Source organism: Chromatiales bacterium (assembly GCA_014762505.1).
GTDB lineage: Bacteria > Pseudomonadota > Gammaproteobacteria > SpSt-1174 > SpSt-1174 > SpSt-1174.
Genome location: JABURS010000035.1, coordinates 90,360 through 103,469, shown reverse-complemented (window position 1 = coordinate 103,469; position 13,110 = coordinate 90,360). Strand labels below are relative to the sequence as shown.

At 66.1% G+C, this 13,110-nt stretch carries 12 protein-coding genes; 9 read left to right on the top strand and 3 right to left on the bottom strand.

All coding sequences use genetic code 11. The features are described 5' to 3' along the window. Window positions 1-23 precede the first annotated feature (23 nt). From HUJ28_07390 to HUJ28_07380, 3 genes are all read left to right on the top strand, one after another. Window positions 24-293 (top strand): LysM peptidoglycan-binding domain-containing protein, encoded by a 270-nt coding sequence (locus tag HUJ28_07390; protein MBD3619278.1) that lies wholly within the window; start codon window positions 24-26, stop codon window positions 291-293. A gap of 113 nt (window positions 294-406) precedes the next feature. Then, complete coding sequence (locus tag HUJ28_07385; protein ID MBD3619277.1) at window positions 407-682, top strand: acylphosphatase; 276 nt, start codon at window positions 407-409, stop codon at window positions 680-682. Between the two features lie 17 nt (window positions 683-699). Next, window positions 700-2,484, top strand: a complete 1,785-nt coding sequence (locus tag HUJ28_07380; protein MBD3619276.1) for a type II/IV secretion system protein — start codon at window positions 700-702, stop codon at window positions 2,482-2,484. A 127-nt stretch (window positions 2,485-2,611) separates the two neighbouring features. Here HUJ28_07380 and HUJ28_07375 read toward each other — a convergent pair whose 3' ends face one another. The 3 genes from HUJ28_07375 to HUJ28_07365 form a co-directional block, all read right to left on the bottom strand. Further along, complete coding sequence (locus HUJ28_07375) at window positions 2,612-4,324, bottom strand: proline--tRNA ligase (GenBank protein MBD3619275.1); 1,713 nt, start codon at window positions 4,322-4,324, stop codon at window positions 2,612-2,614. Between the two features lie 71 nt (window positions 4,325-4,395). Next, complete coding sequence (locus HUJ28_07370) at window positions 4,396-4,740, bottom strand: hypothetical protein (protein ID MBD3619274.1); 345 nt, start codon at window positions 4,738-4,740, stop codon at window positions 4,396-4,398. An 8-nt stretch (window positions 4,741-4,748) separates the two neighbouring features. Beyond that, on the bottom strand, window positions 4,749-5,192 hold the full coding sequence (locus tag HUJ28_07365; protein MBD3619273.1) for a DUF4124 domain-containing protein: 444 nt from the start codon (window positions 5,190-5,192) through the stop codon (window positions 4,749-4,751). A gap of 163 nt (window positions 5,193-5,355) precedes the next feature. Here HUJ28_07365 and HUJ28_07360 point away from each other — a divergent pair, with 163 nt between their 5' ends. From HUJ28_07360 to mtnC, 6 genes are all read left to right on the top strand, one after another. Continuing rightward, window positions 5,356-6,420, top strand: coding sequence for an efflux RND transporter periplasmic adaptor subunit (locus tag HUJ28_07360; protein MBD3619272.1), 1,065 nt, complete (start codon window positions 5,356-5,358; stop codon window positions 6,418-6,420). After that, on the top strand, window positions 6,413-9,664 hold the full coding sequence (locus HUJ28_07355; GenBank protein MBD3619271.1) for an efflux RND transporter permease subunit: 3,252 nt from the start codon (window positions 6,413-6,415) through the stop codon (window positions 9,662-9,664). Before HUJ28_07360 ends, HUJ28_07355 begins: the two co-directional genes overlap by 8 nt. Before the next feature lie 60 nt (window positions 9,665-9,724). After that, window positions 9,725-11,152 (top strand): Glu/Leu/Phe/Val dehydrogenase, encoded by a 1,428-nt coding sequence (locus HUJ28_07350; GenBank protein MBD3619270.1) that lies wholly within the window; start codon window positions 9,725-9,727, stop codon window positions 11,150-11,152. A 95-nt stretch (window positions 11,153-11,247) separates the two neighbouring features. Next, entirely contained in the window at window positions 11,248-11,862 is a 615-nt protein-coding gene (locus tag HUJ28_07345; protein ID MBD3619269.1) for a methylthioribulose 1-phosphate dehydratase, read from the top strand. Next, window positions 11,859-12,401 (top strand): cupin, encoded by a 543-nt coding sequence (locus tag HUJ28_07340; protein ID MBD3619268.1) that lies wholly within the window; start codon window positions 11,859-11,861, stop codon window positions 12,399-12,401. The genes HUJ28_07345 and HUJ28_07340 overlap by 4 nt, the downstream gene beginning before the upstream one ends. A gap of 12 nt (window positions 12,402-12,413) precedes the next feature. Then, complete coding sequence (gene mtnC, locus HUJ28_07335) at window positions 12,414-13,097, top strand: acireductone synthase (protein MBD3619267.1); 684 nt, start codon at window positions 12,414-12,416, stop codon at window positions 13,095-13,097. Window positions 13,098-13,110 lie beyond the last annotated feature (13 nt).

Here is a 13,110-nt window from a genome sequence, read left to right as displayed (position 1 = left end):
AGGCTGCCCTGGCCGCCAGCAGCATCAGCTACACCGTGGCCCGTGGCGACAACCTCTGGAACATCGCCGGCAAGAGCAGCGTCTACGGCAACCCGTACCAGTGGCCGCTGATCTACAAGGCCAACTCGGACAAGATCCAGGATGCCGACCTGATCTACCCGGGTCAGACCTTCAGCATCGATCGCAACCCGAGCGCCGCTGCCGTTGACGCCGCCGTCAACCATGCCAAGACCCGCGGTGCCTGGAGCGTCGGCGCGGTCGAGGAAAGCGACAAGGCCTACCTGGCGCGCTAAGTGCGGGTAATGCCTGACTGACGAATACGTCGGTTGATGAGGGGCCCTCCATTGTGAGGGCCCCTTTTTGTTTGTATGTTGGATGCCGGTTCAATGCAGTAGAGGAGCACGCCATGGGCACGAGAGACTGCAGGTGTTTTCTGGTGAGCGGGCGCGTGCAGGGGGTGTTCTTCCGCGCCTCCACCCGCGAGCAGGCCCTGGCACTCGGGCTCGATGGATACGCGCGCAACCTGCCGGATGGCCGCGTGGAAGTCATCGCCTGTGGTACGGCGGCGGCGCTGGCTTCATTGCGGGACTGGTTGCATCAGGGGCCACGCTTGGCCGAAGTCACCGCGGTGGAGGAATCTGCGGCCGAGCCACCGGGTATTGCCGGATTCGAGACGCGTTAGATGCGCAGGAGTAGCCGATGCTGAATCCCGGGGAACGTCACCTGCCAGGCCAGCGCCTGGAATTGACCGCCTTGCTCGACGAGCTGGTTGCCGAGGGCGTACTGGATGCCGAGCGTGCGCGTACGCTCAAGGCCGTGGTGCTGCCGAAGGACCGCAAGGAAAAGCATCCCTTCGTGATCGTTGCCGAGCGCAACTGGGGGTTCGCCGATGATCCCTCGCGTGTCATCACGCTCGATTTTCTTACCCGCCGTCTGGCCGAGCGTGCGGGCCTGCCGTATTACCGCATCGATCCGCTCAAGATCGATGTGCCCGCCGTCACGGCCGTGATGTCCTATGCCTATGCCGCGCGCTTCCAGGTGCTGACAGTGGAGGTGCGTGCGAACGAAGTGGTGGTTGCCACGGCAGACCCCTTCGTCACCGAATGGCAGGACGAGCTGCGCGAGATCCTGCACAAGGAGATCCGCTGCGTGGTGGCGAATCCCGACGATATCCGCCGCTATCTGCTCGAGTTCTATTCCCTGTCGCGTTCGGTAAAGGGGGCAAGCCGGGAGGAGGGGGCACCGGCGGTGAATGCCATCCAGAACCTCGAGCAGATGATGGAGCTGGGGCGGCGCGGGCAGCTGGATGCCAACGACCAGCACATCGTCAGCATCGTCGACTGGCTGTTGCAGTACGCCTTCGACCAGCGCGCCAGTGACATCCACCTCGAGCCGCGTCGCAATCAGGGGAACGTCCGCTTTCGTATCGACGGCGTGATGCATCTGGTCTACCAGGTGCCGCCGGAGGTCATGACGGCGGTGACCAGTCGTATCAAGATCCTCGGTCGCATGGACGTGGCGGAGAAGCGCAAGCCACAGGATGGACGTATCAAGACGCTGACGCCCGAGGGCAAGGAGGTGGAGTTGCGCCTGTCCACCATGCCCACCGCCTTCGGCGAGAAACTGGTGATGCGTATCTTCGATCCCGATGTGCTGGTGAAGGACTACCAGGCCCTGGGATTCTCCGTCGCCGAGGAAGAGCAGTGGCGCGAACTGATCCACCAGCCCTCGGGCATCATCCTCGTCACCGGCCCGACCGGTTCGGGCAAGACCACCACGCTTTATTCCACGCTCAAGGCCCTGGCGCAGCCCGAGGTGAACGTGTGCACGGTGGAGGACCCCATCGAACTGGTGGAGCCGAGCTTCAACCAGATGCAGGTGCATCACGCCATCGGCCTGGACTTCGCCAGCGGCGTGCGCACGCTGCTGCGCCAGGACCCCGACATCATCATGATTGGCGAGATTCGCGACCTGGAGACCGCGGAGATGGCGATCCAGGCGGCGCTCACCGGCCACCTGGTGTTCTCCACCCTGCACACCAACGACGCCCCGGCGGCCATCACCCGCCTGCTGGACCTCGGCGTGCCGCCCTATCTCATCAGTGCCACCCTGCTCGGTGTCCTCGCCCAGCGGCTGGTGCGCACGCTCTGTCCCCACTGCAAGCAGCCGACGACGGTGGATGCGGCCCTGTGGAAGTCACTGGTGTCGCCCTGGAAGGTGGCGGAGCCGCAGGGCGCCTTCGAGCCAAAGGGCTGCCTGGAGTGCCGGCAGACCGGTTATCTCGGGCGCGTCGGGGTCTACGAGATGATGCCCGTCACCCCGGACCTGAAGCAGCTCGTCACCGCGGCACCGGGCATGGACACGCTGCGCCAGGAGGCCATCCGCTCCGGCATGAGGCCGTTGCGCATCAACGGCGCGAAGAAGGTCGCGGCCGGGATGACCACGGTGGAGGAGATCCTGAAGGTGGCGCCGATCGAGGCGTGAGGGGTGAAAGCCTGAGCGCCACAGAGGAAGTGGCAAGTGGCCACAAGTGTACAGAGACGAACCGGGCTAGGTTTTTCCTCTATGTACTCTGTGCCCTCTGTGGCGCTCAGACTTTCACGTCTGGAGCCTAGCGCTGCCCCAGTTTTTCCCGCAGGAAGGCCTCGATCCCGTCCATCGGTACCTGGCTGGATTCGGCGTCGCGGCGGCCCTTGTATTCGAGTTCGCCGCTGTCCAGGCCGCGTTCGCTGAGGACGATGCGATGCGGGATGCCGACGAGTTCGAGGTCGGCGAACATGACGCCGGGGCGGGCGCCGCGGTCGTCGAACAGGACGTCGAAGCCGGCGTCGAGCAGGCGCTGGTAGAGGGCCTCGGCGGCCTCGGCCAGGCGCTGGGACTTCTGCATGCCGATGGGCGCGAGTGCGACCTGGAAGGGGGCGATGGCCTGGGGCCAGATGATGCCGTTGTCGTCGTGGTTCTGCTCGATGGCGGCGGCCACGACGCGGGAGACGCCGATGCCGTAGCAGCCCATGGTGGGGGTGATGCTGCGTCCACCCTCATCGAGCACGGTCATCTGCAGGGCGGCGCTGTAGTTCTGCCCGAGCTGGAAGATGTGTCCGACCTCGATGCCGCGCACGATGGAGAGCGTGCCCTGGCCATCGGGACTGGCGTCGCCCTCCACAACGTTGCGCAGGTCGGCCGTCTGCGGTTCCGGCAGGTCGCGGCCCCAGTTCACGCCGGTGAGGTGCCGGCCGTCCTCGTTGGCACCGCAGACGAAGTCGGCGAGCTGCGCGGCGGCGTGGTCGACGAAGACCGGCACCTTGAGGCCCACCGGGCCGAGCGAGCCGGGCTTGCAGCCGGCGGCGGCCACGACCTCGGCCTCGCTGGCAAAGGCGAGCGGGCTGGCCACGCCCGGCAGCTTCTCGGCCTTGATCTCGTTGAGCGCGTGATCGCCACGCAGGACCAGGGCCACCACGCCGCCGTCCTCGCCCTCCACCAGCAGGGTCTTCACGCAGCGGCCGGCGTCCACGCCCAGGAACGCGCTCACCTCCTCGATGCTGTGCTGGTCCGGGGTGTCGACGGCCTGCATCGACGCGCCCGGGGCCGGGCGTTCGCCGGCCGGAGCCACGGCCTCGGCGAGCTCGACGTTGGCGGCGTAGCCGCTGGCATCCGAGAAGGCGATGGCGTCCTCGCCGGAGGCCGCGAGCACGTGGAACTCGTGCGAGGACTGGCCGCCGATGGAGCCGGTGTCCGCCTGCACGGGACGGAAGTCCAGGCCGATGCGCTCGAAGATGCGGCAGTAGGTCTCGTACATGGTGTCGTAGGTGGCCTGCAGCGAGTCCTGGTCGAGATGGAAGGAGTAGGCGTCCTTCATCAGGAATTCGCGCGCGCGCATCACGCCGAAGCGCGGGCGGATCTCGTCGCGGAACTTGGTCTGGATCTGGTAGAAGTTGATCGGCAGCTGCTTGTAGCTGCGGATCTCGCGCCGGGCGAGGTCGGTGATGACCTCCTCGTGCGTGGGGCCGAAGCAGAACTCGCGGTCGTGCCGGTCGGTCAGGCGCAGGAGTTCGGGGCCGTATTTCTCCCAGCGGCCCGATTCCTGCCACAGCTCGGCGGGCTGCACTGCCGGCATCAGCACCTCCACCGCCCCGGCGCGGTTCATCTCCTCGCGCACGATGGCCTCCACCTTGCGCAGCACCCGCAGGCCGAAGGGCAGCCAGGTGTAGAGCCCGGAGGCCAGCTTGCGGATCAGGCCGGCGCGCAGCATCAGCTGGTGGCTGATGACCTCGGCGTCGGCGGGGGTTTCCTTGGTGGTGGAGAGCGGGAATCGGGATGCGCGCATGGGGTCGGTTCGTCGTCTGGGGTCAGATACCGCGGGCCGCCGGTGGCGGCCCGCATGGGGATCGCAGGGCGCTAGAACGTGCCGCCGTCGAAGCCCCACAGATGCCGCGGGGCGTTGGCGAACTCGATATAGATCCGGTCGCTCGCGATCGAAAGCGCAGAGCTTACCAGATCGCAGAGCGCCTGTGAGAGGGCCGGTGTGCTGTCCTCGGGCAGGCCGATGCTCTTGAGTTCGAGATAGGCCAGCGGGGCATCGTCACCGGCAAAGCGCATGTGCGGCTGCCGGACGAGCCGGACCATGACGTAGCGCTCGGGCTTGCCGAGCAGTTCGGCCACCCGGGCCGAGGCCCGGGTGGTGAGTTCGTCGGCGGTGGTGTCGTCGAAGCGGGCGTTGGTCTCGATGCTGAGCAGGGGCATGGCGAATCCTATTTGCAGTGTTTCTGGATGATCCTGCGTGCGTCGCGAATGTGCTGCTGGCGCTCCTCTTCGGAGAGGTAGCGGAAGCCGTCGCCATCCGGCACGCGGATACGGGCGGTGGTCTCGTAGCGCTGCAGCACCTCGCGGGCCTCGCGGCAGCGCGCCGCGTTCTCGCGCTCGACACGGCGGCGCTCGGCCTCGCTGGGGCCGCTCCCCTCCGTGGCGCCCGTCTCACCCTCTCCGTCCGCCGTCTCCTCTGCAGTGGTCTCGCGCTGTGGCGGGGCAGGGGGCGCCTTGGGTGCGGCGATGGTCTCCACCGGCCGGTCGGGGGGCGGGGTCTGGGAATAATGCGTATTGCCCTCTTCATCAACCCATTTGTACATCGCGGCTGCTGCCGGTACGGTGAGGAGGCCGAGGATCAGTGCGGCCAGCAGACCTGTCATGCGTGTCATGTCGTTCCCCGGTGGTGGTGGTGTGGGCGCGGGCAGCAGGGTGACCTGGTCACCGAGGCCCTGTTACTGCGTTGATATACTACATAAAAACCATAAGAAATAACGAATGGGTCGCAGCCTGAGGGGGCGGCCCGCCGATGAATCCAGCGTGTGGAGATGTGACATGCCCCGGTCCTCGTATCGATCCTGCCTTCCCCGCCTCTATGGGCTCGGCCTGTTATTGCTGGCATTGCCGGCGGCAGCCGAGCTGCCCTTCGAGACCCTGATGCTGGAGCCCGCCACGGTCACGCAGGAGCAGGTGCTGGACGGGACCGTGGAGGCCGTGCACCAGGCCACCATGACGGCGCAGACCTCCGGGCGCATCGTCGAGATCCTCTATGACGTGGATGACTTCGTGCCCGAGGGCGGGGTCATCATCCGTTTTCGCGATACTGAGCAGCAGGCGGCCTACGCGCAGGCCCAGGCAGCGCTGGAGGAGGCACGGGCCCGCTTCAATCAGGCCAGCAGTGAATACGAACGCATCAAGGACATCTACGAGCGTCAGCTGGTGGCAAAGGCACAGATGGATGCCGCCACGGCGGAGCTGAAGTCGGCACGCGCCCGGCTGGAGTCCGCCCAGGCCGGCCTCAAGAGTGCCGAGGAACAGCTCGAATACACGCGCGTGCGCGCCCCCTACAGTGGCATCGTCACCGAGCGGCACGTGGAGGTGGGCGAGAACGCCGGTGTGGGTCAGCCTCTCATCACCGGGATCTCGCTGGATCGGCTGCGCGTGGTGACGCAGGTTCCGCAGCGCCTGATCAATGCCGTGCGCGAGTCGGGCCAGGCCCGCATCCTGCTCGATGGGGTGGCGCCGGTGACGGCAGGGGAGATGACCTTCTTCCCCTATGCCGACCCGGCCACCAACAGTTTCAAGGTGCGCCTGGAGCTCGAGCAGGGCGTGCAGGGCCTGTTCCCGGGCATGTTCGTGAAGGTGGCCTTTGCGGTCGGCGAGGTGGAGCGTCTGGTGGTGCCGCGCGAGGCGGTGGTGTACCGCAGCGAGGTGACGGGCGTCTACGTGGTCCACAACGATGGACGGGTCGCCCTGAGACACGTGCGCCTGGGGCGGGAGCTGGAGGATGGTCAGCGCGAGGTGCTGGCGGGTCTGTCGGCGGGCGAGCGTGTCGCACTCGACCCGGTGCGGGCGGGCATCTACCTGAAGACCGGCCAGGCGGGGGCGAGCGATGAGTGAGTCGCGCCTTGGAATCTCGGGCCGCGTCGCCCGCAAGTTCCTGCTCTCCGAGATCACGCCGCTACTGGCCCTGGTAGGCTTCCTGCTGGGGGTCTTCGCCGTGGGGGTGACCCCACGCGAGGAAGAGCCACAGATCGACGTGACCTTCGCCAATGTCTTCATCCCCTACCCGGGCGCCAGTGCGATGGAGGTGGAAAATCTCGTCAGCACCCCGGCCGAGCAGGTGCTCTCCGAGATCGAGGGTATCGAACACGTCTACTCGCTGTCACAGCCGGGGATGGCGGTGCTCACCGTGCAGTACGAGGTGGGGGAGAAGCGCACCGAGGCCATCGTGCGCCTGTACAACAAGGTCTTCTCCAACGAGGACTGGCTGCCGCCCAATCTGGGCGTGCTGCAGCCCATCATCAAGCCCAAGGGTATCGACGACGTCCCCATCGTGGCCATCACGCTCTGGTCCGATGACGCGAGGGGTGGCTCGGCCGAGCTCCTGCAGGTGGCGCACGCGGTGGAGGCCGAGCTCAAGCGCGTGAAGGGGACGCGCGATATCTACACCATCGGCGGCCCCGAGCGCGTGGTGCACGTCAGGCTGGATGCGCAGAAGCTCGCCGGCTACGGTGTGGCGCTGGACGACCTGCGCATGGCGCTGTCCGCCGGCAACGAGGCCCGCGATGCGGTCTCCCTGGTGCGTGACAACCAGGACGTGCAGGTGCGGGCGGGCAGCTTCCTCACCTCGGCGGAGGCCATCGGCGATCTGGTCATCGCCGTGCATGACGGCCGCCCCGTCTATCTGCGCGACGTGGCCGAGGTCAGCCACGGTGCCGATCAGCCTGAGTCCTATGTCTGGCTGGGTACCGGCCCGGCGGCGGAAACCAAGGGCATCGAGGTCAGCGGGCAGTTCCCGGCGGTGACCCTGGCCGTGGCCAAGAAGCCCGGCACCAATGCCGTACAGATCGCCAACCGCGTCATCGAGCGCTTTCATCAGCTCGAAGGCATCTACGTGCCCGAGTCGGTGCAGGCCACCATCACGCGCAACTACGGCGAGACGGCCGACGCCAAGGCCAAGAAACTCATCCAGAAACTGTTCTTCGCCACCTTGTCCGTGGTGGTGCTGGTGTGGATCGCACTCGGTCGGCGCGAGGCCTTCATCGTCGGTGTGGCCGTGGTCATCACGCTGGCCATCACCCTGTTCGCCTCCTGGGCCTATGGCTTCACGCTCAACCGCGTGTCGCTGTTCGCGCTCATCTTCTCCATCGGCATCCTGGTGGACGATGCCATCGTGGTGGTGGAGAACATCCACCGGCACATGCAGATGGGGGGCAAGACCCTGCGCGAGGCCATCCCCGTGGCGGTGGACGAGGTGGGTGGGCCTACCATACTCGCCACCTTCACGGTGATCGCGGCCCTGCTGCCAATGGCCTTCGTCACCGGACTGATGGGGCCGTACATGAGCCCGATCCCGATCAATGCCAGCATGGGCATGCTGATCTCGCTGGCGGTGGCCTACGTGGTCACCCCCTGGCTCACCTATCGCGTGTTCAGCAGAGGCGGCATGGCGCATGCGTCGACTTCGGGCGGTTCACATGCCGGTGGTGGAGAGCGGCTGTACGGGTTCTTCCAGCGCCACATCGGTCCCTTCCTCAGTGCCGATGACGCCCGGCGTCGCAGGCGCATCCTCTATGCCGTGGTCGGCGTCCTTATCCTGCTCTCGCTGGCGCTGGTGGGGTTCCGCGTGGTGGTGCTGAAGATGCTGCCCTTCGACAACAAGTCCGAGTTCCAGGTGGTGCTCGACATGCCCGAGGGCACGAGCCTGGAGCAGACCACGCGCGTGCTGGAGGAGATGGGTGCGGTGCTGGCGCAGGTGTCGGAGGTGAGCGATTACCAGGTCTATGCCGGCACGGCCTCGCCGATCAATTTCAACGGCCTGGTGCGCCAGTACTACCTGCGTGAAGGACCGAACGTCGGTGACATCCAGGTCAACCTGGTGGACCAGAAGCATCGCGAGCGCAAGAGCCACGAGATCGCCGCCAGCCTGCGCCCCGAGCTGTTCGCGGTGGCCAGCGGGCACGGCGGTCGCGTGAAGGTGGTGGAGGTGCCGCCCGGTCCGCCGGTGATGTCCCCCGTCGTGGCCGAGATCTATGGCCCGGATTACGAGGGCCAGATCCGCATTGCACGTGCGATACGCGAGGTCTTCGAATCCACCGACGACATCGTCGATGTGGACGACAGCGTCGAGCATGCGGCCCCGCAGCTGGTGGTGCACGTCGACCGCCAGAAGGCGGCCCTGCTCGGTGTCTCCCAGAGCGACATCGTACAGGCCATCGATACCGTGCTGCGCGGCGAGGATGTGGGTTACCTGCACGGAGAGGGCATCAAGTACGCCGTACCGATCCGCCTGGAGTACCCGGTGGCCGAGAAGGCCGATATCGAGGCCGTGCTGGCCCTGCGTCTGCGCAGCCAGACTGGTGCGCTGGTCCCCATGTCGGCGCTCGTGACCGTGGAAGAGACGCAGCGCGAGCACTCGATCATGCACAAGGACCTGCTGCCCGTGGTCATGGTCTCCGGGGACATGACGGGGAACATCGACAGTCCGCTCTACGGCATGTTTGCCATCAAGTCGACGCTGGACGACATGGCGCTCGTCTATGGCGAACCCATCGGCCAGTACTTCATCGCCCAGCCTGAGGATCCCTATCTCTACAGCCTGAAGTGGGACGGCGAGTGGCAGGTGACCTACGAGACCTTCCGTGACATGGGTATCGCCTACGCGGTGGGTATCATCCTCATCTACCTGCTCGTGGTGGCGCAGTTCCGCTCCTACGTGGTACCGCTGGTCATCATGGCGCCGATCCCGCTCACCATCATCGGCGTGATGCCCGGGCACGCGCTGCTCGGTGCGCAGTTCACCGCCACCTCGATGATCGGCATGATCGCGCTGGCCGGCATCATCGTGCGCAACTCCATCCTGCTGGTGGATTTCGTCAACGAGCAGGTGCGCGAAGGCATGGGGCTGGAGGAGGCCGTGATCCGTTCCGGGGCGGTGCGTGCCAAGCCCATCATCCTCACGGGGCTGGCCGCCATGGCCGGCGCCTTCTTCATCCTGGACGATCCGATCTTCAGCGGGCTGGCGATCTCGCTGATCTTCGGTATTCTCGTCTCCACGGTGCTCACGCTGATGCTGATCCCGATGCTGTATTACGTCTACGTGCGTGATCGTTTGCATCTGATCACCGGCGAGCGGGCGTAGTCCAGACCGTCCTCCCGTCGACCGACGGGTGGATGGCTTTTCAGACCAGGGGAGTCGTGCATGAACGACGTCAAGACCGAAGGCCTTTCGTTTCGTCAAAGCGTGAACCACATGGTGGATCGCGCCCTCATGGCGCTGGGCATCGAGCCGGGACTGGCCAGCGCCATCAAGGCCTGCAACTCGGTGCTGCAGGTCTCCTTCCCGGTGCGTATCCGCGGCAAGATCGAGGTCTTCAAGGGCTGGCGTGCCGTGCACAGCATCCACCGGCTGCCGGCCAAGGGTGGCATCCGTTACGACCTCAAGGTCTGCCAGGACGAGGTCGAGGCCCTGGCTGCGCTGATGACCTACAAGTGCGCCATCGTCGACGTGCCCTTCGGCGGCTCCAAGGGCGGCCTGCATATCGACCCGCGGGAGTACGACCGCGATGAACTGGAACTCATCACCCGGCGTTTCGCCCGCGAGCTCGCGCGCCGTGGCTTCCTCAGTCCCGCCACCAACGTGCCGGCGCCGGATGTCGGCACCGGCCAGCGCGAGATGGGCTGGATTCTCGACACCTACAAGACCCTGCATCCCGAGGACATCAACTACGTCGCCTGCGTGACCGGCAAGCCGGTGGCCCAGGGCGGCATCAAGGGCCGCGTCGAGGCCACGGGGCGGGGCGTGCAGCTTGGGCTGCGCGAGTTCTTCCGCCACACCGAGGACGTGAAGGCCGCCGGTCTGGAGGGCGGGCTGGCCGACAAGCGCATCATCGTGCAGGGGCTGGGCAACGTCGGCTACCACGCCGCCAAGTTTCTGCAGGAGCAGGACGGGGCGAAGATCGTCGCCATCATCGAACGCGACGGTGCGCTGGTCGACGACAATGGCCTGGCGGTGGAGCAGGTGCGCCAGTACATGAACGAGACGGGCGGCATCCGGGACTTTCCCGGCGCGACCTACGTCGAGGACGGGGCGGCCGTACTGGAGAAGGAATGCGACATCCTGCTGCCGGCGGCCCTGGAGGGCGTGATCCACACCGGCAATGCCGCGCGCATCCAGGCGAAGCTCGTGGCCGAGGCGGCCAACGGCCCGGTCACCTTCGAGGCGGACGAGATCCTGCGTTCGCGCGGCATCGTCATCCTGCCCGATGCCTATCTCAACGCCGGGGGGGTGGTGGTCTCCTACTTCGAGTGGATACGCAACATCCATCACATGCGTTTCGGCCGCATGGAGCGGCGCTTCGACGAGGTGCGCGGCCAGCACATCGTCTCCGCCCTGGAGATGATGACCGGCGAGAAGGCGCCGGACTGGATGCACACCGAGCTGGTACGCGGCGCCGACGAGAACGACCTGGTGTACTCGGGCCTGGACGACACCATGCGCCTGGCCTTCCAGGATATTCGCGCCGTGCGCGAGATCGCCGGTGGCCGCCATGACTACCGCACCGCGGCCTACATGGTCGCGGTACAGAAGATCGCACGCTCCTACGCGGATCTCGGCGTCTCGGTCTAGAAAACGGCGGGCTGGGCATGGCCCGCCCCGGTGTTTATCGCGGCCCAAAATCAGGTAGAGTATCGCCCCATTGCCACCCGTCTCCCGGAGCCGTCATGCACAAGACCATGGAACGCCTGACCACCGAGCTGATCGATGCCGGCCGCTTTTTCGCGTCCCGTGGCTGGGTGCCCGCGACCTCGGGGAACTTCTCGGCGCGGGTGGACGAAACGCGCATGGCGATCACGGTCTCGGGCCGCCACAAGGGCGAGCTGCGCCCCGAGGACATCATGCTGGCGGACCTGGATGGCAATTCGCTGGAACCGGGCAAGCGCTCCTCGGCCGAGACCGGTCTGCACAGCCAGCTGTACAGGCGCGACCCGGCCGTCGGCGCGGTGCTGCACGTGCACTCGGTGAATGCCACCGTGCTCTCGCGCCTGCATCGCGATCACCTGGAGCTGCGCGACTACGAGGTACTCAAGGCCTTCCCCTCGGTAACCACCCACAGCACCAGCGTGCGGGTGCCCATCTTCGAGAACGACCAGGACATCGCGCGCCTGGCGGCGAAGGTGGAGGCCTACATGCAGGCGAATGAACCCATGCCCGGCTATCTGATCGAAGGCCATGGGTTCTACACCTGGGGCGCCACCCTGACGGACGCGCGCCGGCATGTGGAGGCCTTCGAGTTTTTGTTCGAATGTGAAGTGCTGTCACGGAGACTGGGATTATGAGCGAACTGACGATTTATGCCCGGCCGGATGATCCCGCGCCACAGGTATTCACCGATTTCGAGAGCATTCGCGATCATCTCGACGCCATTGGCGTGGGCTTCGAGCGCTGGGAGGCGAGCAAGCCGCTGGCGGCGGATGCCGGCCAGGAAGAGGTGCTGGAGGCCTACAAGGAGGACGTGGCCCGTCTGACGCAACAGTACGGTTTCCAGTCCGTGGACGTAGTGGCCCTGACGCCCGACAACCCGAAGAAGGGTGAGTTACGCCAGATGTTCCTGTCCGAACACACACATGACGACTTCGAGGTACGCTTCTTCGTCGACGGCAGCGGCATGTTCTACCTGCATCCGGGGGATGCGGTGTACATGATGCGCTGCGACCGGGGTGACCTGATCAGCGTGCCGGCCGGCACGCGCCACTGGTTCGACATGGGGCCGGAGCCGTTCTTCAAGGCGATCCGGCTCTTTACCACCCCCGATGGCTGGCAGGCCAACTTCACCGGGGATGCCATCGCCGACGACTACCCGCGCTTCGGCGAATAGGACGAGGCTTCGATGATCCGCGCCATCCTCACCGACATCGAGGGCACCACCTCCAGCCTGTCCTTCGTCAAGGACGTGCTGTTCCCCTATGCCGCCGAGAACCTGCCGGCCTTCGTGCGTGCCCATGCCGACGAGCCCGCGGTGCGCGAGCAGCTCGATGCCGTGCGGGCGGAGATCGGCGGCGATGCCGACGACGAGGTGGTGATCGGCCGGCTGCTGCGCTGGATCGCCGAGGACCAGAAGATCACGCCGCTCAAGGCCCTGCAGGGGATGATCTGGGAGGCGGGCTACCGGCATGGCGACTTTACCGGGCATGTCTATCCCGATGCGGCAAAGGCCCTGCGTGCCTGGCATGACGAGGGCATCATGCTGTATGTGTATTCATCGGGTTCGGTCGCGGCGCAGAAGCTGCTGTTCGCGCATACGGAATACGGCGACCTCACGCCGTTGTTCTCCGGTTACTACGACACCCGCATCGGTCACAAGCGCGAGGCGGATTCCTATGTCCGGATCCGCGATGAACTCGGCCTGGCCGGCAGTGCCATCCTCTTTCTCTCCGATATTCGCGAGGAACTCGATGCCGCCGCAAAGGCCGGTATGAAGACCGTCTGCCTCGCCCGGGAGGCCTTGCCCGAAGAGGACATCGGACACCCGGTGGTGGGCGACTTCGGCCAGATCGACCTCGAGAGTCTCTAGTTTCCCTGCGGGG